Below are 21,564 nucleotides of genomic sequence, written 5' to 3' on the forward strand. Positions count from 1 at the left end.
CGTTGAACCCGTTGAACCCGTTGAACCCGTTGAACCCGTTGAACCCGTTGAACCCGTTGAACCTAACGATTTTGTGTATGGAAAAGGATTAAATCTTGTCTCTGTTGGTGGTACGCAGAGGTGTAAGATTTAATCCTTTTTGTATGGATAATGAAATTTGTGAGTCTTTAATTTCTATACATGAACTGATGCTATGGGGTGGGCTAAGGCTTCAGGTGTACGCAGTTTACCATCGCCTTTTTCCCATAACCAGAGAATTGACGTGACACCGCGTGGATAATATTTGCTACCGCTAGCAATGCCCGATATAATCTGGTCACTCCAGCACCAGTAAGAATATTCAGGGTGAGTCAGCCATTCGACATGAGCAGCATCGGCTGTTTGCCCTTGTTCATCCCAAGTTAGTCCCATAATTTCACGTGCGATAAATTGAGATAGATAGATTTTGCTTAACCACGAGTTGTTGCTTGTGGATGATAATTTCCAAGCTCCATTTTCAAATAAACAGATTCCTTTAACCAGTACTGTATTTAAATGTGTATGCAGAGCATTCAAGTAATCAGCGAATCGTCCATCACGCTCCAGTGCTTCAGAACAACCGGTAAAGTAAGGAAATACCAAGCCTTCGATCGCAGGAATAATCTGCGAATCATTGCCTTCGCCAATAACGGCCGGAATATATCCTTGATCGTTCAACTGTGCAGTTACTGTAGCTGCGCAGCGATCTGATTGTGCTCCTGCTTGTTCTGCGTATTCGGTCTGTCCTTCTTGGGAAAATAATTTCTCTAGTGCCAAATAGACTGCCCAGCATTTACCTGCTAGATAAATATTGTTACGAGATTGACCCAGAGACACATCCAGACTATCGTAGGTGGTAATCTCAGCCCCACCTTCTGTACGATGACTATCCAGTCCCATTAGACCGTTACGCTGTTCTGCTTCAGGATGATCACGATTGAGCATACTTTGTAGTCCATCTTGCAATATATTCATATATTTGTCTTTAAATTCATGGTCTTGTGTCTGCTCGATATAGGTTAATGCACAGCAGAGCCAGTTTACCAATTCTTCATGACTCATATATGAAAAGCAATCATCAATTCCTGCTAGCTCATAAGCCGAATATTGTGGACGGGAAAAATGATTGGCGATGCCCACATCATGTGTAAATGATAACCCACCTGGATATCTAGTCTGATCTTTAGGAAAACGAACTTCATCATAATAACTATACCGATTTACAAACAGTTCCAGTTCACTACGCACTGTCCACGGATTCATAATCAATTCGTAATACAATTGATCTGCTGTAAGATCGAGTGTATTCATCATTCGATATTCTCCTTCATTCACGATCCAAAGCGGTTGCTGATCCTCAGTCTGCAACAACTGCGTACTGCCATAATAACTATGAATCGACTGTGCTACCATAAAATGCTGATCTTGATTCAATGCTTGATGATTACCAATCCAAGTATTGGCATCTTCACATGCTTGAGTTAAGGCATCCCAATGAGTTAACGCATATGTACCGACTTCTTCGATACGTTTGAAATAACGAGTGTAATAGTAAGACGTATCTATCCCTGTGGTGACAATGCCTTCTTTATAAAAGCAGATCGCAAAACGGAATGTACGTGTTTGTCCTGCGGGAACATCCATCAGTAACGCACCTACAATGCCCAAGCCAAAATACAAATTGTTTGCATACTTTTCTTGTAATATTTTTTCGAGAGCAAATCCAAGTGCAGGTGTAACATCGGGGTCATCACATAAGATGGCTGTCTGTCTGCCTTGTCCAACGCCTGCGTAAGCATTGGATTGCATTTGCTCTACCGATTCATCTTCTTTTTTGATAATCCGCATCGAACGATAAGGATCGCTACCTTCATAACCGAAAAAGGCACGTCTACTCACTTCACCTGCTGTATTATCAATCGTCATTTCGGCAAATACAGCAGGCACAATCGCTGATTTGAGTTCTTCTTCACTAGCCTGTGCAGGATCAGGAACAGGGCGAACAGAAGAATAGATTTTGAACGTTAGATCACCTGCTGTCCATGTATCTGTAGCTACATCTAATGTACGCTCAATCTCATCATCCTGATAATAGACTATTTCTGTAGAAGTCTGGTCGGTCGGTTTCTCCTTTTCTACATCGTAACGAAAGCTTTCATCATTCAATGAAGTAAAAAAAGGAAGCGCTTCATACCGCTTGCCATCTCTCGATTGTAAGCCGATATAGATATTCTCATCTGCTGGTTTGCCCAGTTCTAACCCGAGTCCTCCTTTAGCACCTTTGAATCCTAAGGTAAAGCTAGCAAATGCGCCAATCGGAGAATGTTGTACATTATAAAATGAATTTTTTTTCATTTCTTGTAACCCCTTTCATTTTGATAGGTATCCGTGTATGCTATCAGTAATTACCTTAATAGTTCAGATTTATCCTATCAAAGTATATTCTGTAAGACCATTTCCAAATCGCTCATCTATTTACCCAAATCAAGCATTATAGTGAGATTGGAGGTTGTCCATGTCTACTTCCTTTATTCCACCCGAATGGGGACAAAGTCTAGCTGAGACCATTTTTCCAGATGTGCAGACAACAATGAATTTGTTCGGTATTCATTTGCGTACAGTCAGTACAGATTGGCAATATCCGATTCACGATCATCCACAGTATGAGATTAATTATGTATTACAAGGGCAACAACTCATGACGGTTGGCTCGCAAAGTTATGTTCAGCAAGAAGGCGATCTGATGATCCTTTCACCCGGTACTTCTCATTCCAGTCGTACGATTGATGGACAGTCTTTTACGTATTTTTGTATCCATTTTGATATTGATGATCGGTTGTTTTTATCATTATTGGAACGGTTGAATCAAGTGATTTTTAGACAATCCAGTGCAGTGGCTCAAGCGTTACGCCCTCATTTGCTCAAAATTGCCCAGCCGATTGATCATACCGATGAACATATTATTACCCGTCGAATGCGTCTGCAAGCTGCGGTATTTGAATTGTTTGGCGTGCTCTGGGAAGCGATATCCAATGAAGCTGCTGGTCTAGCGCCTGCAAGTTATGCCCATGTCGAAATGGCGCATCAGATTGCTGCTCGATTGCAAGGCATCGCCAATCGCAATATTGTGCAGCTGGAAGCCACGTCTGATTCCCATTATGGGATTGACGATATTGCAGCCGAACTAGGGATCAGCCCTTCTCATTGCAATCGAATTTTCCATCAAGTATTTGCGATTTCTCCGCGCAGTTACTTATCTAATCTAGTCCTTCACAAATCCAAATTATTACTGTCCGATCAACGCATGTCGATACAAGATATTGCTTCGATTCTAGGTTATCGTGATATTGCTCATTTTAGCAGGCAATTTAAGCGCTGGTCTGGCATATCGCCCAGTCATTATCGCAAAAATCAAATGGTGATGCCTTCCGAATGTAAAGCCTAATATCGAACTTGCTCTCCTACTGGCGGGCAAGTTCGTTGTTGTGTAATGAATATTCTTCCTTTATTGTTATAGTTATACTTATTTATAATTTGGGATGATGGAGGTGTTATGGTTGTGAAAATGGTATTCCGATGGTTTGGAGAACATAATGATACGGTCACATTAGAGCAGATTCGGCAGATTCCCGGAGTTGAAGGGATCGTCTGGGCACTGCATGATGTACCTGTCGGCGAAGTATGGTCGCAAGAGCGAATCCATGAGATCCAAGCTACTGCTGATCGTTACGGTCTACATACGCACGTTGTTGAGAGCGTCAACATTCATGAAGATATTAAGCTAGGCTTACCTTCTCGTGATCAGTATATTGCCAATTATAAGCAGACGATTATCCATCTAGCAGAAATTGGTGTTCAGGTGATTTGTTATAATTTCATGCCTATTTTCGATTGGTTACGTACCGATCTGCACCGCCCTGCGTCAGACGGCTCTACTTCTCTTTTTTATGAGAAAAGCAAAATCGAACATATTGATCCGTTGGAATTAGTAGCTCAGATCAATGCCAATTCTGCATTAACAATGCCCGGCTGGGAGCCTGAACGGTTAGCTCATTTAACTGAATTATTCAAAGCTTATGAAGGATTCACTGAAGATCATTTATGGAGCAATTTGCAGTACTTTTTAGATGAAATTATTCCGGTTGCTGAAGCAAATGGTATCCAAATGGCGATCCATCCCGATGATCCACCATGGTCGATTTTTGGTCTACCTCGTATTATTCGTAGCCAAGATAATATCAGACGCTTTTTGAATATGTATAACAGTCCAGCACATGGGATCACTTTGTGCAGTGGCTCATTAGGAGCGAATCCAGACAACGATATTGTCGCTATGGTACATGAATTTGCCGATCGGATTCCTTTTACCCATTTGCGTAATGTGAAAGTCGAAGAAAATGGCGATTTCGCTGAAACGTCTCATCGTACACAAGATGGAACTGTCAATCTAACTGGCATTGTACAAGCGTATCACGAAGAAGGATTCACTGGATATTGTCGACCAGATCATGGCAGACATATCTGGAATGAAGAATGTCGCCCGGGTTACGGGTTGTATGACCGTGCTTTGGGTATTATGTATCTATGGGGATTATGGGATTCATTTCAATATAAACGTACTTGAACATCCTCACACTCCAAAAAGCACTATTGTGAAAGGAAGGGATAACTTTGAGCCAATCTTTTACAGGAAAAGATGATCATCAACATCAGCATACAACCGAATTAGAAGCAGATCCATTATTAGCAGCAGATGTCCCTCCTACCGCACCCAAAGCCCCTTCAACAGGGAATGCACTGGTAGACAAAACATTACGTGAAGTGATCCGTTCTGCTGAAAAAACAGCAGGTGAACCACCTACAGAAACCGAAGAAAATGCACTTCCACTTCACTCTCATCTTCGAGGTAAAGTCGTTGTAATTACAGGTGGAGCAGGTGTATTGTGCCGCTCGATGGCTTATGAATTAGGACGACAGGGTTGTAAAATCGCTATTTTAAATCGTACATTAGCCAAAGGTGAAATGGTGGCTGCCGAGATTCGTGATGCAGGTGGTGAAGCGATTGCTGTAGGCTGTGATGTGACCAAAGAAGATAGCGTGATTCTAGCCGAAGCTACGGTGATGGCTGAATTTGGTGCTTGCGATATTCTGATTAATGGTGCTGGTGGTAATCATCCCGATGCCAATACAACAGAAGAAGCTTTTCGTGAAGAACATCTGAATGATGTCTCCAAGCAGACTTTTTATGATATTGGACTCAATGGATTCCGTGATGTATTCGACCTGAATATGATTGGTACATTGATTCCTACACAAATTTTTTCACGGAATATGATCCACCGTGAAGGTGCCACAGTCATCAATATTTCATCTATGAGTGCCTATTCTCCAATGACCAAAGTACCTGCTTATAGTGCTGCCAAAGCGGCAATCAATAACTTTACACAATGGTTAGCTGTTCATTTTGCCGATGCAGGCATTCGAATTAATGCGATCGCACCTGGATTTTTCTTAACCGATCAGAATGCCAAAATGCTCAAACACGAAGATGGTTCGTACAATGAACGTTCTGAGAAAATTATCGCTCATACACCGATGCGTCGATTCGGCGAACCCAATGATCTACTAGGAACACTGTTATGGCTTGCTGATTCGCAGGCTTCTGGATTTGTAACCGGAATAACAGTTCCTGTAGATGGTGGATTTATGGCGTATTCAGGCGTTTAGTATTTAACCCTACTATCTAATGCATCCTATATATGTTCATCATATACAATCAATCAAAAAGCCTGTTCTTTATCCCTGTATAACCATGGGAAAAGAACAGGCTTTGATCATGTGCGTTAACATTTCACAAATCAGCACTTTGTATCATCTACTACTTTGAAGCCGCCAACTTTTTATCTTGTACATAACCTTCATAATCTTCGCGGAAAATAGCCCGACTGACAAAGCCCATAACAATAGCAGCAAGCGTTAACAAGCCTGCAAGTAAATACATATTACTCATCCCAAATGTATCGGCAAACCAGCTTAACAATAACATCGCTATCGCAAAAGTCAGATTACTAAGTACACTCCATGCAGACATCACATTCGGCGTTTCGGTAGGAGTTAGATTCTGCTGAATCAGTGTTCGGCGAATCACGCCTGCAATCTGTACAGGTAAGCCGGATAATCCAATCAAGATCAAGGCTATCCACGGCACTACATTGTATGCAAAAAATAAGGTGATAATCACATACGCGAGCAAGCTAATTAACATGACTGGAAAAGCATTTTTTTGTAGTTTTTTTACACGGGCGACTACAAATATTCCACCTGCAATCGAACCTACAAAAAAGGAAGCATTCATAAATCCCCACCAGCGTGCATCTTGATGTAACACCTGTACCACAAAAGCCAGTACAAATGCACCGATCCAAGCTGCTCCGCCCAGTGTATCTATATTATCAATAATCGCTAACATTCGAATACGCCGATTGCGTCCCAGTACTTTCCAACCTTCCGATAATTGCTCCCAACGTGAAACTGGCTGTTGTGCTGGCGATTCAGAGACCACTTCTGTGACAAGCGTATCCTCATCTGTAATAGCAACCACAGCAGGTTCTTTACGTGGAGAAGCATAAGGATCTCGGATAAAAGCAGTAAAGATCATCGCTAACAAATAACAAACGGCTGCAATCCACATCGTTGGAATCGCACCAATAATCGCCACGATAAGACCACTCAAAGCCCAACCTGCACATTTGATAATCTGATCGCTAATCGACATGAATCCATTTGCTTTCATTAATCCTTCATCATAAGCTAATCGTGGAATCAAAGCATTGCGTGCTGGATCTGTCCAACCATCTAGAAAAGACATACCAAACACAATAAGAAAAATAATCACATAAGCAGGAGTAACTGTACTATTTAAATAAAAAATTAAACTTGCAAATAATACGAACTGCCCGAATTGCGATCCTATTAATATAGAAGTCAGACGATATTTCGATAATACCAATGGAGCAATCAACCCACTAACAATTTTGGATAACATGCGAAATAAAGGAATCAGTATAGTGGTCACAAGCGAACCTGTAGCGGTAAAAACCAGTGTAATCAGACTCAGTAAATAAACAATATCTGCGATATTAGAGACCGTCTGTGTCCCCCATAACATATAAAATGATTTTCTTATCAACAACTTCGCTTCCTTTCATATCATATTGTATGTATATTCAATTTTCATTATAAATAATGTATAAAATAAATTTAACTAATTGTAAAAATGTCCATTATTTAGTATATGATTTTCTTTTTTAATTTGTCAATTTTAAGTATCACAACCATGTGTTATATTATGCTACATTCATAAACGACTTACAAGAACATATTAGACTATTTTACACTTATTTTCTATATAAAAATAACGTAATTAAGTAATACAAAGAAATAAAAAAGACTTTTACTGCTCTGATGGCAGTAAAAGTCCTTTTTGGTATATCTTAATGATGGTTAAGCTAGGGATTAATCTTTATACGGATCAAATTCATTCGCACCTGCCATACAGACACCGATCGGTCGAAGTACATGCAGAATATCTAATGTCTCATGATGAGCATCCAGTACAGTTTGCAATTGACGGTAAGCAAACGGACTTTCATCTGTGTCAGCTCCACGCAATTCAACACCGAAATCATCGACAGCGGCTTTCATCTGTTCACGGCTAATTTGTCCACCTGAACGTGTACGTGTTTTCCAGTTCATTTTCCCTGCGGCTTGTGTACGACTCATGACTCGCCCAGCTCCATGAACTGTACTATAGAAGGAATCTTTATTTTCAAGACTATCTTTACCACGTACAATCACCGAGATATCCGCCATACTTCCACCGATAAATCCTAATTGACCTGGCGCTGAAGGCGTAGCACCTTTACGAATCACAATCGTTTCTTGATCGTTATGCACTTCTTTCCATGCGAAATTATGATGATTATGCACTTCAAAATCAGCTTCTGCACCCAACACATTCAGCACTTCTTGAATCACATAATCACGACCTGCATACGCATAACGCCCTGCAAGCTTCATCGCGCGGTAATACATATCTCCTAATTCATCATTCATATTTAGCAGTACAGGCGGTTGATCCATATGTTCACCTGGTGCTTTGGCTAGAAACTCTCGTCCTGCCGCTAAATTAAGAAATCCACTAGCCGTTTTGTGACCGAATCCACGACTTCCAAAGTGATTCCCGATCCATAATTTTCCCGTTACCGGTTCAACAAATAGATCGACATAATGATTACCACTGCCTACCGTACCTAATTGATTACGAGCTAATTCTTTTAATAGATTATGGGTTTTAAGATCACCTGCTGTTTTGTACACATCCCAATTGGGATCATCGAACAGTTCATGATCGACTTTGTTCTTATTGTTACGTCCGACTCCGAAAGAAATCGTGTTTGCGATGTGATCCATAATGTTGCTAATATTCGGTAAGACATCTGCCGCCATGAGATTGGTACGGACAGCTTTATTACCACAGGCGATATCATAACCTACACCCGATGGAGAGATTTGCCCATCATAAGCAACCACTCCACCAATCGGTTGACTGTATCCTTTATGATGATCCGCCATTAATAATGCTTGAACAACTTGACCCGTTTGCGCACAGGTTACCGCCTGACTCAGTGCACCTGCATCCGGTTCACCCCAGACTCGTACACCCTCTATCACTTGAAAAGCCATTGTATTCACTCTCCTTAAATAGTTCATTTGAGATGATTTCAATCTATAATTTATGACTACAAAAATCATCTATAATCGTGGATCAACTGCATCCGATTCTAACGATAATGCAGCCAATACACATTCATGGATCTGCTCCAGACGATCACGCCTTACAAAACGCTCTACCGATTCTATACTTAGCGCAAATTCCATCAAAGCATGACGTTCTTTTTTACGCGTTTTACGTTGTTTGAGACGACTTAAGTTATTCGGATGCAAATAATCGATGCCATAGATCATATGCAGATATTTCTGTCCTCGCACTTTGATCGCTGGTTGAATTAACTGTTTGCGATGATGCATTGTCATCTTCTCTGGCTTGATTACAATACCTTCATGTCCGTCTTCTGTTAATTCTTTCCACCATTGTATAACGTCTTGTTCACTATTCTCATCGGTAATCATTTTATACTCTGTCGCCATAAACCAGTTACTACATTGAGCTAATTCTTCAGCATGCTTCATATGCCACTCATGTGTCTGATCCATAAAAGCTCCTGTACTATGTGCCAAAATATGAAAAGGAGCGATCCGTATCCCTTCCATGCCGTCGGTATCCCAACAATACTGCTGGAATGTTTCTCGGAAAATAGTGGCATTTTGCTGTTTGACCGTCCATTCAGCAATCCAGTCACTCACTGTAGCACCAGTACTTTGAGCTTTGCGTAATTGATTAACGATATAATCTCGATCCATTGTAGCCGCTTCAGAGACATGTCCATATTGAGAAGCAATCAACTCACGAGCTTTCAGATTCCATGGCACAATCTCTGTATCCATAAGAACGAAATCGGTCTGATACTTTTCAAAATAACCGGCTTCTTGTAGTTGCTGTTGCAAAGTTAATAACACTTCACGTTCTAACTCCATCTGGAAAAATGCTCTGCCTGTCCGTGTATAAATCGTTCCCTGCAGAGGTCTACCTATATAAGGAATAGCCGCTTGTTCATCACGGAATAGTAATACAATCGCACGACTGCCCATATGCTTTTTCTCAGCGATCATCGTACTCACTTCTTGCGCACGATAATAAGCGATCGCTTCGGCTGGATGTTCCAGATAATTCTCTGCGACTGCCGCCAATGGAGGTGGTGTCATCGTTGGTGGAATATAGATTAATTCTTCTAACGGAATCGTATAATGTGAAATTGTATCTAAAGCTGTTTTGACAAATTCACTGCGTACTTTCACTTCTCCATAAACCTTAGTCTGAACGGTATATCCGTCAATTAAACGTGATAACGAAGGCGGAGCAAATCGTCCTTCTTCCCAGCGAACTAGCGGACTATTCGGGTCTTGTGCATAATCAGCATATGCTTTGACACTTATAAAAGTCTGCTCAGGATAACGATATCCTGTTAGCATGCCACCAAATACAGCACCTTGATCAATATTGATCGTCTGATTGACGGTTGTAGGCTGTGGACGAGGATCATGTCCCCATACAATCCATTCCCCTGATGTATGATCGGCAAACCAGTCTTTACGAATCGGTTTGCCAGCTTCATCTGTTCCATCGATATCACCATAACGGCAATAATCATCAATACGTTTGGAATCTTTACCGATAAAATCATCTCGAATCCCGGCATGAGCAACGACTAATCGTTGGACTCCATGTTGTGTAAAGACTAGATGCGAAGGTGTGGATAACAACATGTCTTTCAATTGTTCTTTTAATATCTTTGTATCCTCTATACCATGAATCGCTTCATATTGTTGGAATGCTTCAATAATCTGCTCATCTCCATGACTCATTGTTACCTGTCTACCTTCCAAATAACGAGCGATTTTCCAACCATGATTACTATCGACCATCCATGCTAACTTCGCGGTCAAATGATTATGCCAAAATATCATTGTCTCTAGCGACTTCGGTCCACGGCTCATAATATCGCCAACAGATACTAACTTGCGTCCTTCCGGATGACGATATAATCCTGCTGAATCGGCAATATATCCTAAGCGCTCGATCAATTCGATCATTTCATCATAACAACCATGAATATCGCCTATGATATCAATCCCTGTTGTCAGTTCGATCAGCATATGGTTAGCAGACCGTTTCCATTGTGAATCTGCATATTTATGCTCTTTGATAATATATACAGAGCTGAATCCTTCACTTCGCAATCCTTTGATACTTTTTCGGAATTGATGAGCTTGTTGCTTGACCCGTTGTCGCCCTCGTGGATGTTCACGATGTTGATCCCGTTCCATCAATGTCTGTTCAGAAATATCCAGTGCAATCAGTATCACAGGTACATGATATCGCTTGCCCAGCGTAATATAGACTGCTCGATCTTCAGGTTGTAAATGTGTAGCATCAACAATCGTTAATTTATTTAAGCGACAGCGCGCGATTAATAGATCTTGCATCACTTTAAAAGCTTGATCGGAAATGCGTTTATACTGCTGATACATCACTTCTCCTTCTTCACGAGAAGGTCGCCGCCAATCAATATAATCTGTATCGCCAACCATTTGCCTAAATTGATCAGAGGACAGACTTTCATGCTCTCCAATATATTGTTGTTGCTTGAGTTGCTCAATTAATGTACTTTTCCCACTGTTGGATGCACCCATTAAGAGCACAATCCCAGCATGAGGAATCATAATCGTGCTGGAAGATGAATCACTACGTTCTTCTGTCATTTGCGTGTTCATAGGTGCTATCCTCCTATTCTATGAAATACAACCATTTGGGTAGGTTGTCCATACTGTTCATGTTTTTCCCCAATACCTGAAAGGGTAAATGTATACGGTCTATCTTGAATCCACTGTGTGCAATATTGCTCCAATTCTGCTCGTGTCCATTCAAATCGGTGATCGGTATGACGAATCTCATCGTTGCCCATCTGATAGACTTCATTATATTCCCGATTCGGTGTCGTCATAATTAAGGTCTGTGGACGGTAATCTGTGAATAACGTGTGGATGACTTGTGGCAATCGGACTTCATTGATATGCTCGATCACTTCACATAAAATGATCACATCTTGATCGACCCAACGTTCATCACGATAAAATAAAGACCCTGTAGTTACCACCGGAATAACATAATCAGTACGTCCTTCTAATTTGGCAAATCGGTCAATCGCTCGTAATTGAGACTGCATCGAAGGCTCTACCGCCCAGATCTGCTCTACCCCTTCGATCTCTCCAAGACGAACAGACAACTTCCCTTCACCTGCACCAAAATCAACAATTTGCTTATGCTGTGGCAATTGGCTAACTTGTTCGACGATTGCCCGATAACGTAATTCATTCAACCGAATCACAGGAGGTTCTGTCTGATGTGGATCATATTGTTTGTCCTGATCTTCAGATAGTTCTGACTTCATTTCACTTGCTTCTGCTTGATTTGTGGACAATTCTGTTGATACATTGGTTATATCTTCATTTTTTGCTACTTTTTGCTCATATTCTTTAATTAACGGAGCAAATCGTAGACTGCGTTTGATAATGAGATCATGCTGTGGATGTGTGGATAACCAGCCTTCACCGTAACGTTGCAATCGCTCAATCTCATCATCACTAATATAATAATGTTTATAATTATCAAGAACTGGAATCAAAATATATAATTGGCGTAGCATGTGTTGTAATGTCTGTTGCCCGCTAATCTGGATATGACGTACAGTACTTCGATTTTTGAGATCAAATGAATAATCGATCTCACCACGCTCCATCTGCACTTCATAACCAAGCGGTTGAAATAACGATTCAATCACATGATCAGGCAAATCGGAAGCGACTGGACCCAGACTCATGTGTAAAGTAAAAAGATGTTCAACCCAATCTATATAATCCGCTTTGGGCTTACCGTTAAGTGCTGTACCTAATGCTGGACGTATATAACTACAAAATAAGCTACTCACTACCAATTCACGATCGTTAATATATTGAGTAATATCATAATGATCGGGGCTTCCTTTGACCAAATCAATCGGATCAGGAGTCACAAATAACAACACTTCGGTTTCTTCCGGCTGGAAAGACGTATACACCAGTCGTATTCTTGCACCTTTTTCGGTACGATCATAAAGATTGTTTGGATTTTTGGCTAATAAATGCGAGATCATACTTGCATGTGTTCCAGTAGCTTTGATTGTTAAATACATATGTATTCCCTCCTTCAAATTCAGCTTTGTGGTTGTCTGGCTACGATTTCTACATAAAAAAAGACCGCAGACTTATTCGTCTACGGTCTCGACAGTGCTATTTACACTGGAATCATTATACGGTAAGACACAACTTGATCCATCTGCCACGTATGAGCTGGCAAAAGGTACAAGCGGTAATCTATAAGCATATGTATTCAGCAAGAAAACAAATCTTGCGAGGTCCGATCAGAATGATAAGTCGTTATAATACGTATCCAATGATGCTGACTCTGATAACGTGGTTCGTCTGTATATAGATCTAATAGCGTCAAATTGGGATTATAACTCATCTTCTCGCGACCTCCTTTTCATGTATGGGTATTACCTTATTTTTGTGGTGTATAGAATACATTCAGGTCTTCCTGCCTGAATTGTGACCATCATATAACGTTTTTCCAGACAATGTCAACATGATCTTTATTACGTTATCCTACAGCGTAAATAATAAAAACCAAAATATAAAACACAACAGCTACGCCAAAACTTCGAATCGCCCACTGAATTCTTTTCCTTTTGCGCTCCATATATGCTTGTATTTCAGCATCATCATTACGCCTTCTAACACCAATTTCTCCAAATCCTCGACTGCTTAATATAACAGACAATACCATAAACAATGTGCCAATCCATGCCAGTGTGTTAATTAACAAAATATCTCGTCCTTTTCGCAATTACGCTTTATTTGGTATACATTATTTCAATTCCCTGTTTAACATACGTAGATACTATTCACTTGGTAACCATTTTTTTAAAGTTGTGTTCGAATCGCTCGTTGTGCCAGTTGAGTGATCGTTACATCATCCATCGGCGGGTTATGCAGTCCAAAACGTACATCGCGATATAATCGTTGCAATGGATGACTCATCGCTAGACTATGAGCGCCGACAATACGCATTGCTTGATCGGTTACAGAGATAGCGGCTTGAATCGCTACTGTTTTGACTGCTGCAAGATCAGGGCTAATCCAATTCTGGTAATCCGAAAATGATTCTTTTCCAGTTGATGCCGCATGCTCTTGTTCTCTATCCCAACGATTCGCTACAGCATACATAAAGTGACGTGCTGTGGTGAGCTCAAGCTCTAACTGCCCTAATTTCTGCTGGATATGAGGTAAATGAATAATCGGCTCATTGACACTATTCGGTTGATACGTCGATGCAAAATCAAGCGCATGTTGTCGTGCTGCTATCGCTATTCCTAGATAACTGGCTGGAATATTCATCATATATGCACTTAATTCCCATTTACGCGGTTGATTGGGATTCACATTCGGACGTATACCCACACAAGCTTTAGCAGGTAATATAACGTTTTCTAATACTAGATTGTGACTAGCCGTTCCTCGCATCCCTACCATATCCCAGACAGGATCTATCGATACACCTTCTACAGTACGTGGAATCAGAAAATCAGCTACATTACCATCCGGTTCAAGCGTGGCTGAGATCAGAAAATAATCAAGCATCGGTGACATCGTCGTAAACGATTTTCTGCCATTCAATACATAACTTTCTCCTGAACGATTCGCTTGGGTCTGGGGCTTACCTCCACGTGAAGGACTGCCTGTTGCCGCTTCCGAATCCGCTCGATTGATTAAAGCACCACGCTCAACCACATCACGGCATAGATCAGCAAAAACCTCTTCATCCCAAGCCCGACTTTGTGATAGATTAAACATCGAAATATGATGCCAGCCTATCGCAATCGCTGTCGGTGCATCCACCTGTGCGATCCGTTCCTGACAGAGCAAAAAGTCAGTCAGTGAAATGCTTTTCCCACCATACTCTGTAGGAACCGAATATGTATGATATCCTGCATCTTTGAGCGCTTGAATCAATTCTGTATTTAACTGATTATGTTCATCCGCTTCTACTGCTCCATCTGCATACTGATCTGCTATATCTCCGATCCATTGAACCAATTCCTGTTGCTCCGCAGTCACAGCAAAATAATTCTGTATATTCATCATCCTATGCACCTCATGTTCAGATTGTATTATTCCACATTTGCAAATGATGCACGTATTTCAGTAGGTGAACCGTTGCGATATTTTTTAAACGTACGACTGAAATAAGAAATATCGTTATATCCTGAAGCCATCGCGATCTCGGCTACCGTCATACTGCTATTGAGCAATAAATATTCGGCTCGATTAATACGTACACGATTGATATATTCAGTCACTGTCCGATTCGTTAATTCGTGAAAAAGACGGCTAAAATGAAAACGACTTAATCCTGCCATTTGAGCCAATAGTTCTACAGGAATCTCCTCTGCATAATGCTGTTCGATATGTTGCAAAATGGGTGTAAATCGTTCTAAATTCTTAATTCGACTGTGATGATTTTGCCAGTTTGAATCTTCAATTACATATTGACGTACAAGCATCGCAAGCAAGCGATACATATTGGATTTGATCGATAATTCATACCCCAAATGACGTGTTTTGAATTCATGTATAATCTCGGTCATACACTGATCAAGTGCAGGATCTTCTGTAATATAACTTTGAAAAAGCAAACGATTCTGCGTCATCGGTGTAATAAATTTGGTCTCTACCGCATCTTGAGAAAGACTTTGTAATGAAGACAGATCCGCAATAAGCGCATAATAAACCAGATGATTACATAGACTCATTCCATGATGCAGATCGTTACTATTCAGCACAATTATATCTCCTGCGTGTACATGAATGGGTACCGAATTACATTCTATAATCGCTTCGCCTTCTTCAAAATAAAGAAACTCCATATGAGGATGCCAGTGATGCGGGAAAAGAATCTGCCCGTATTCTGAAGAATGGCAAAAATTCATTTTGATTGGAAAATAAGGATCAGGCATATTCATCGGTTCTTGCAAATCTACAGGCCAGTTCATGTCCCTACTCCTTTACCAGCAAAATGCACATTCACATTGCTTTTCTTTCTTTATTGTATCATTTCAAATCGCACAATAGTACAAACAAACCGCACACCGCTTCATGACCACTGTGACGATCCATTATATAATTTCAACAAAGCATTATCTTTTACCAGAGAAATACATATTTCGTACTATTTCAACCTAAAGGAGACTATCTATGACAGCCAAAATTGGAATCGGTGTAATCGGTGTAGGCAGTATCTCAGAATTTCATTTAAAGCCTTATCACAAGCATCCAGATGTACAGATTATCGGTGTCTGTGATCTCAATGCAGAACGTGCAGAGACAGTCGCTAGACAATATGAAGGCGCTACCGCTTATACAAACTATCAGGATCTGCTGGATAACCCGGCTATAGATGCTGTCAGTATCTGTACATGGAATAACAGTCATGCCGAAATTAGTATCGCTGCTCTACAAGCAGGCAAACATGTACTGGTCGAAAAGCCTCTTTGTCGTACGGTCGAAGAAGCAGAACAAGTACAAGCTGCGGTAAAGGCATCAGGCAAATTACTACAAGTCGGATTTGTACGTCGCTATGATGCTAATGCACAGATGTTGAACCAATTTAGTCAACAAGGAGACTTCGGTACTATTTATTATGCCAAAGCTTCTTATATTCGTCGTCTTGGGAATCCGGGCGGTTGGTTTAGTGATATTGAACGTTCCGGTGGAGGCCCTTTGATCGATATTGGTGTACATGCCATCGATCTCTGCTGGTATCTCATGGGGCGACCTGAACCGTTATCGGTGAGTGGGAATACGTATTACGAACTCGGTAATCGAGCCAATGTAGAACATCTATCCCGTTATCAAGCTGCGGATTACGATGCTACTCAGAACAATGTTGAAGATATGGCAAATGCAATGATCCGCTTTACCAATGGCGCTTCATTAATAGTAGATGTAAGCTTCAGCCTGCATGCCAAGCAAAATGAAGGCATGATCAAATTGTATGGCACTAAAGGTGGTTTTGAAGTCGATCCTGCGGTTCATATCACCACTGAAAAATACAATACAGTTCTCAATATAGAACCTCAGACCGATCATAAAGATTTTCAATTTGAACAAGCTTTTGATAATGAAATCAAGCATTTTATCGACTGTATTCAGACAGGTAAGCAACCACTAAGCCCTGTTGAAGATGGTGTACAGATGATGCGGATGCTTACAGCTATCTACGAATCTGCCAAGCTTGGCAAGGAGGTACGATTATGAAACTTGGACTGAGCACCTATAGTCTACACGGGCAATTAAGTTCGGGCGCAATGAATGTAGTGGATGTGATCGATTTTGCCGCAGATCATGGAGCTGTTCATGTCGAGATTGTACCGCTAAGCTATAATTTGACCGAACAGCCTGAACTGATCGAACACATTGTTCAGCGAGCCAAAGAGCGAGATATCGAAATTTCTAATTATGCTGTTGGAGCTAACTTTCTAACCGATAGCGATGAAGCCTATGAGAAAGAAATACAGCGTGTGATGGATGAAGTCTATATCGCCCATCAATTAGGAGTCAAATTAATGCGTCATGATGTAGCTTCATCCACAGACGTATCGATTCAACACTTCAATCAACAGTTAGATCGTCTCGCTTCAGCTTGTCGACGTATCGCAGATCATGCACAGCAGTATGGCATCACGACCAGTGTCGAAAATCATGGTTTCTTTATTCAACAAGCTGATCGTGTACAAGCACTTATCCAAGCTGTTGATCGCCCCAATTACAAAACAACACTCGATATCGGCAACTTTTTATGTACCGATGAAAATCCAATCGCAGCTGTTCCTCAAAATTTGCCATATGCTTCGATGGTGCATGTGAAGGATTTCTATATTCGTCCTGCTTATCGTCATCCAGGTGAAGGTTGGTTTACCAGTACAGCCGGACAATATCTACGTGGAGCGATCATTGGTCAGGGTGATATTGATATGTGGGAAGTACTGCGGATTGTAAAGCAGTCTGGATATGATGGATATGTTTCTGTGGAATTTGAAGGATTAGAAAATGACTTGCTTGGCGCTCGAATCGGACTTGAGAATGTACAAAGAATATGGGACGAGGTGTAATGACATGGTCACAACATTAGGTAAGATTGGTGTTATCTCTGATAGCTTTAGTCTAGGACTCAAAGCCGATTTGCAAAAAGCAAAAGAAGTCGGTGCAGATGGTGTACAGATTTGGGCAACACAAGGTGAAATGGACCCTGATCACTTAGATGCACAAGCTCGTGTTGAACTCAAACAATATTTGGCTGAACTTGGACTGGAAGTGTCTGCTTTATGTGCAGATTATGGAGGCCACGGATTCCGCAATGAAGCAGATAATATCTGGAAAATCGAAAAATCCAAAAAAGTCATGACGCTGGCACTTGAGCTAGGCAGTCCGATCGTAACGACTCATATTGGGATTGTGCCTGAAGATGAGAACGATCCTATGTATAAAGTGATGCAATCGGCGTGTAATGAACTGGCTGCTTTTGCTTCTGATTTAGGCGGTTATTTTGCCATAGAGACTGGCCCTGAACCTGCATCACGTCTCAAATCTTTTCTCGATTCTTTAGAAAGTAAAGGCGTTGCAGTCAACTACGATCCAGCAAATATGGTGATGGTTACAGGCGATGATCCGGTGCAAGGTGTATATACATTACGTGACTATATCGTGCATACTCATGTCAAAGATGGGGTTCGTACACGTGAGGTCAATCCGCATGATGTGTATGGTGACCTGAGTCATGAACAGATCGCTGCGATGAATGATGGAAGTATTGGATTTAGCGAGGTTCCACTGGGTGAAGGAAGTGTTGATTTCCAAGCTTATTTTGCCGCCTTACAAGATATCGGGTATACCGGTTATCTGACGATCGAACGTGAAGTCGGTGACCAACCGGAGCAAGATATTCGTCAAGCCGTTTCGTTTATTCAACAATACAAATCAACTCAATAATTATGCTTGATTAGGATAAATATGAAAGCCTTTAAATGATCGATTAATGATCTTTTGAAGGCTTTTTTCACCTTTTAGACGTTTAGATCAATTGTTGCAAATTCAGACTCACTTGTACCACTTTATGCTGCGGTTCATGATTGCCTTTGATCTGTGCATGCACTAACTCTACAGCTAATCTCGCTATTGTTCGTTCATCTTGCTTCAAGTACCCGATACCCGGCAATTCTGGATTATCAAAAGAAATCAATTCTACATCCTCTGTCTTTCCCAGTTCTACCAGTGAAGCATATGTTAATTTGGCTGCTTCTGCACTTAAAGCCAGTACAGCAGTCACCTGTGAATGGTGATTCATGAAATGGGTAATATATTCTTTTCCCTGCTCATTACGCAAAATATCCAACGGAATATGACACCATAGATTTTTGTCGATTGAAATATGATGATCGATATATGCTTTTTCAAAACCCGATGTACGATCTTCAATGACGGTATTCGTTCGATCCGGTGAAATTAACGCGATATGACGATGCTTTTTGCTCAATAAATAAACAATCGCTTCATAAGCAGCACTCAAATTATCTGAAGTGATTCGGAACGTCTCTATATTGCGTAAATAGCGATCCATAAACACAAATGGAAATTTATCCAGTGATAACCTCAATAACGATTCATTGTATTTCTCATCCTCTGTTGGAAACACAATCATCCCTTGCGCTCCGATCGACAACAGCCGAACGATAGCTTCTGTCTCATTGCTCGACGATTCACGTGTAATATGGAGGATCAATTGATAACCCAATTGCCCTGCATAATATTCTGTATAATCAATCATTTTCTGGATGACACTGGTCTTCATTGTAGGAATAATCAGACCAATCAATGGTAAATGGGCAGTAGGTACACTGGATGATCCCTGTTGATGATGCCCGGAAAGATATTCTGATTGCGTATGATTACTCTCCTCTTGCTCATTCCAACATACAAATGTCCCCTTTCCTTGAATACGGGTCACCCATCCTTCTTCAGCCAGTCCAATCAACGCATTTTTCACTGTAATCTTACTCACTTGATATTCATCCATAATCTCTTGCTCGGAAGGCACACGATCTTTGTATCGTAATTCCCCTGAAATAATCTTATCTTTGATCTGCTGTTTGATCTGCTTATACAGTGGCATTTTCTTCATGTCTATTCTCACCTCCGCCATCAAATGTTTACATTTTTTATAGCATAGCACTTTTATTGTAAACGTATACATTTTTATTTGGAGCTGATTATAGCACATAAATATACTTTTTATATAAAACATATTTTTATTAAATTTATAACCAATTGAGTATATAAATTCTAAAATTTGAGCCGTATACTACAGGAATAAAGCGTTTACATTTTAAATTTGGAGGTCAATTATGAAAAAATCAGGTATCTTACTTTCTTCTTTGCTACTGGTGACGACCCTTTTATCTGCTTGTGGTAACTCTACTGATTCTTCTTCTGCTTCAGGTGGAAGCGGAGCCAATGACAAAGTAACGTTAACAGTTACCCACTATATGGTGGAGAAGCCCAAAGTCGATACATTTAAAAAATTAACCGACCGCTTTACGGAATTGAATCCTAATATTACGTTCGATGTGCAAGTCATGCCTGTAGATAAATACAATGACAATATCAAAATGAAAGTGGCTGCAAGCGATGTACCTGATATCATTTTTGGTCGTCCGCAAGGTATGGTCGATATTACCAAAGCAGGTGCTTTTCTAGACCTTACCAATGAACCTTTTATTCAAAAAGTAAATAAAGATTATCTCCCTAACGTTTCCTACGACGGCAAAGTATACGGATTACCTACTGACCTAATGACCAACGCTGTCATCTACAACAAAGATTTATTCAAAAAAGCAGGCGTAGAAGTTCCTAAAACATACTCTGAATTAGTGAAAGTAGCACAAACGTTACAATCCAAAGATATCACTCCTTTTGCCGCTTCATGGAAAGATGGCGCTTCATATATGAGCTTTATGTGGCCTGATATGTGGGGTAATTTGCTTAAAGACAATCCTGATTATGCAGGCAAAATGATGGCAGGCGAGACTACTTTTGCAGCGATTCCAGGTTACAAAGATTTCTTGACTCGTGTGAATACACTTAGTTCTTTTGCTAACAAAGATGCTGCTGATATTGATTACGATCGTTCGCTTCAGTATTTTGCTCAAGGTAAAGCGGCAATGGATATTATGGGTAGCTTTGCTATTGGAACGATTCGTAGCTATAACCCTGAAGGCAATTTCGGTGTCTTTATGTATCCAGCAACAGATACGCCTGAGAACAATGTCATGACTTACTCTACAGATGATACATGGATGATCGGTGCTCAATCCAAAAATCTAGATGCCGCTAAAAAATTCTTAGAATTTATGGCATCTGATGAAGGTGCTCAAATCTGGGCAGATGGCGTACAGACACTAAGCGCAATCTCAGCAGATATCAAACCAGCCAAACAAGATCCAATCTCTGAAGAATTTCAAACGATCTTCAAAACCGGCAAAGTTGTCAATAATCAGGTTAAACCTCTCTGGTACGGACAATATGATGATACGTGGCAAAAAGATTTAACATTCTTCCTTGTCTCTGATCCTGCAACACGTAGCGTCGATGAATTGCTACAAAAATTAGATGCTGATTTCGCTCGAATCAACAAAATGAATTAATCGTAAGTAT

Annotated in this window: 16 protein-coding genes; 7 read left to right on the plus strand and 9 right to left on the minus strand. The window is 40.7% G+C overall.

The genetic code is table 11. From position 1 onward, the window contains the following. Positions 1 to 174: 174 nt before the first annotated feature. Positions 175 to 2,373 (minus strand): glycoside hydrolase family 52 protein, encoded by a 2,199-nt coding sequence (locus tag PaeCFBP13512_RS03565; protein WP_137221191.1) that lies wholly within the window; start codon positions 2,371 to 2,373, stop codon positions 175 to 177. Positions 2,374 to 2,533: 160 nt separating this feature from the next. Between PaeCFBP13512_RS03565 and PaeCFBP13512_RS03570 the strand changes: the two genes are divergently transcribed. The 3 genes from PaeCFBP13512_RS03570 (at position 2,534) to PaeCFBP13512_RS03580 (ending at position 5,745) form a co-directional block, all read left to right on the plus strand. Continuing rightward, positions 2,534 to 3,463: a helix-turn-helix domain-containing protein gene (locus PaeCFBP13512_RS03570; protein WP_069326706.1), complete on the plus strand. Its 930-nt coding sequence runs from the start codon at positions 2,534 to 2,536 to the stop codon at positions 3,461 to 3,463. Positions 3,464 to 3,577: 114 nt separating this feature from the next. Next, on the plus strand, positions 3,578 to 4,642 hold the full coding sequence (gene uxuA / locus PaeCFBP13512_RS03575) for a mannonate dehydratase (RefSeq protein ID WP_069326867.1): 1,065 nt from the start codon (positions 3,578 to 3,580) through the stop codon (positions 4,640 to 4,642). A gap of 200 nt (positions 4,643 to 4,842) precedes the next feature. After that, a complete protein-coding gene (locus PaeCFBP13512_RS03580; RefSeq protein WP_069326868.1) occupies positions 4,843 to 5,745 on the plus strand; it encodes an SDR family oxidoreductase in 903 nt (300 codons plus the stop codon). Between the two features lie 151 nt (positions 5,746 to 5,896). Here PaeCFBP13512_RS03580 and PaeCFBP13512_RS03585 read toward each other — a convergent pair whose 3' ends face one another. From PaeCFBP13512_RS03585 to PaeCFBP13512_RS03615, 7 genes are all read right to left on the minus strand, one after another. Further along, complete coding sequence (locus tag PaeCFBP13512_RS03585; RefSeq protein WP_137221193.1) at positions 5,897 to 7,207, minus strand: MFS transporter; 1,311 nt, start codon at positions 7,205 to 7,207, stop codon at positions 5,897 to 5,899. A gap of 326 nt (positions 7,208 to 7,533) precedes the next feature. After that, the gene (locus PaeCFBP13512_RS03590; protein WP_137221195.1) at positions 7,534 to 8,763 is read right to left on the minus strand and encodes an RtcB family protein; all 1,230 of its coding nucleotides are present in this window, start codon (positions 8,761 to 8,763) and stop codon (positions 7,534 to 7,536) included. A 69-nt stretch (positions 8,764 to 8,832) separates the two neighbouring features. Further along, positions 8,833 to 11,472, minus strand: coding sequence for a polynucleotide kinase-phosphatase (locus tag PaeCFBP13512_RS03595; RefSeq protein ID WP_241669261.1), 2,640 nt, complete (start codon positions 11,470 to 11,472; stop codon positions 8,833 to 8,835). A gap of 5 nt (positions 11,473 to 11,477) precedes the next feature. Continuing rightward, positions 11,478 to 12,929: a 3' terminal RNA ribose 2'-O-methyltransferase Hen1 gene (locus PaeCFBP13512_RS03600; RefSeq protein ID WP_137221197.1), complete on the minus strand. Its 1,452-nt coding sequence runs from the start codon at positions 12,927 to 12,929 to the stop codon at positions 11,478 to 11,480. Between the two features lie 467 nt (positions 12,930 to 13,396). Further along, complete coding sequence (locus PaeCFBP13512_RS03605) at positions 13,397 to 13,642, minus strand: hypothetical protein (protein ID WP_137221199.1); 246 nt, start codon at positions 13,640 to 13,642, stop codon at positions 13,397 to 13,399. A 77-nt stretch (positions 13,643 to 13,719) separates the two neighbouring features. Then, on the minus strand, positions 13,720 to 14,940 hold the full coding sequence (locus PaeCFBP13512_RS03610) for an acyl-CoA dehydrogenase family protein (protein WP_342671969.1): 1,221 nt from the start codon (positions 14,938 to 14,940) through the stop codon (positions 13,720 to 13,722). 26 nt (positions 14,941 to 14,966) lie between these two features. Continuing rightward, complete coding sequence (locus tag PaeCFBP13512_RS03615; protein ID WP_137221204.1) at positions 14,967 to 15,848, minus strand: AraC family transcriptional regulator; 882 nt, start codon at positions 15,846 to 15,848, stop codon at positions 14,967 to 14,969. Between the two features lie 202 nt (positions 15,849 to 16,050). Here PaeCFBP13512_RS03615 and PaeCFBP13512_RS03620 point away from each other — a divergent pair, with 202 nt between their 5' ends. Genes PaeCFBP13512_RS03620 through PaeCFBP13512_RS03630 form a run of 3 tightly spaced genes read left to right on the plus strand, consistent with a single transcriptional unit; the run spans position 16,051 to position 18,843 of the window. Further along, entirely contained in the window at positions 16,051 to 17,112 is a 1,062-nt protein-coding gene (locus tag PaeCFBP13512_RS03620) for a Gfo/Idh/MocA family protein (protein WP_137221206.1), read from the plus strand. Next, entirely contained in the window at positions 17,109 to 17,966 is an 858-nt protein-coding gene (locus tag PaeCFBP13512_RS03625; RefSeq protein ID WP_137221208.1) for a sugar phosphate isomerase/epimerase family protein, read from the plus strand. Before PaeCFBP13512_RS03620 ends, PaeCFBP13512_RS03625 begins: the two co-directional genes overlap by 4 nt. Before the next feature lie 4 nt (positions 17,967 to 17,970). Continuing rightward, positions 17,971 to 18,843: a sugar phosphate isomerase/epimerase family protein gene (locus PaeCFBP13512_RS03630; protein WP_137221209.1), complete on the plus strand. Its 873-nt coding sequence runs from the start codon at positions 17,971 to 17,973 to the stop codon at positions 18,841 to 18,843. 82 nt (positions 18,844 to 18,925) lie between these two features. On the opposite strand, the gene PaeCFBP13512_RS03635 is transcribed toward PaeCFBP13512_RS03630, so the two are convergent. Continuing rightward, positions 18,926 to 20,032, minus strand: coding sequence for a GntR family transcriptional regulator (locus tag PaeCFBP13512_RS03635; RefSeq protein WP_069326717.1), 1,107 nt, complete (start codon positions 20,030 to 20,032; stop codon positions 18,926 to 18,928). Positions 20,033 to 20,255: 223 nt separating this feature from the next. On the opposite strand from PaeCFBP13512_RS03635, the gene PaeCFBP13512_RS03640 reads away from it, so the two are divergent. Beyond that, positions 20,256 to 21,554, plus strand: a complete 1,299-nt coding sequence (locus tag PaeCFBP13512_RS03640) for an ABC transporter substrate-binding protein (protein ID WP_069326718.1) — start codon at positions 20,256 to 20,258, stop codon at positions 21,552 to 21,554. Positions 21,555 to 21,564: the final 10 nt, after the last annotated feature.

The sequence above is a fragment of the Paenibacillus sp. CFBP13512 genome (assembly GCF_005233705.1).
GTDB classification, from domain to species: domain Bacteria; phylum Bacillota; class Bacilli; order Paenibacillales; family Paenibacillaceae; genus Saccharibacillus; species Saccharibacillus nuruki.

Excerpts from the sequence above, each read along its gene's own strand:
- PaeCFBP13512_RS03610 (WP_342671969.1), bottom strand. The coding sequence starts at position 14,940 with ATGATGAATATACAGAATTATTTTGCTGTGACTGCGGAGCAACAGGAA.
- PaeCFBP13512_RS03615 (WP_137221204.1), bottom strand. The coding sequence starts at position 15,848 with ATGAACTGGCCTGTAGATTTGCAAGAACCGATGAATATGCCTGATCCT.
- PaeCFBP13512_RS03635 (WP_069326717.1), bottom strand. The coding sequence starts at position 20,032 with ATGAAGAAAATGCCACTGTATAAGCAGATCAAACAGCAGATCAAAGAT.
- PaeCFBP13512_RS03600 (WP_137221197.1), bottom strand. The coding sequence starts at position 12,929 with ATGTATTTAACAATCAAAGCTACTGGAACACATGCAAGTATGATCTCG.
- PaeCFBP13512_RS03625 (WP_137221208.1), top strand. The coding sequence starts at position 17,109 with ATGAAACTTGGACTGAGCACCTATAGTCTACACGGGCAATTAAGTTCG.
- PaeCFBP13512_RS03640 (WP_069326718.1), top strand. The coding sequence starts at position 20,256 with ATGAAAAAATCAGGTATCTTACTTTCTTCTTTGCTACTGGTGACGACC.
- PaeCFBP13512_RS03565 (WP_137221191.1), bottom strand. The coding sequence starts at position 2,373 with ATGAAAAAAAATTCATTTTATAATGTACAACATTCTCCGATTGGCGCA.
- PaeCFBP13512_RS03620 (WP_137221206.1), top strand. The coding sequence starts at position 16,051 with ATGACAGCCAAAATTGGAATCGGTGTAATCGGTGTAGGCAGTATCTCA.
- PaeCFBP13512_RS03595 (WP_241669261.1), bottom strand. The coding sequence starts at position 11,472 with ATGAACACGCAAATGACAGAAGAACGTAGTGATTCATCTTCCAGCACG.
- PaeCFBP13512_RS03630 (WP_137221209.1), top strand. The coding sequence starts at position 17,971 with ATGGTCACAACATTAGGTAAGATTGGTGTTATCTCTGATAGCTTTAGT.
- PaeCFBP13512_RS03570 (WP_069326706.1), top strand. The coding sequence starts at position 2,534 with ATGTCTACTTCCTTTATTCCACCCGAATGGGGACAAAGTCTAGCTGAG.
- PaeCFBP13512_RS03590 (WP_137221195.1), bottom strand. The coding sequence starts at position 8,763 with ATGGCTTTTCAAGTGATAGAGGGTGTACGAGTCTGGGGTGAACCGGAT.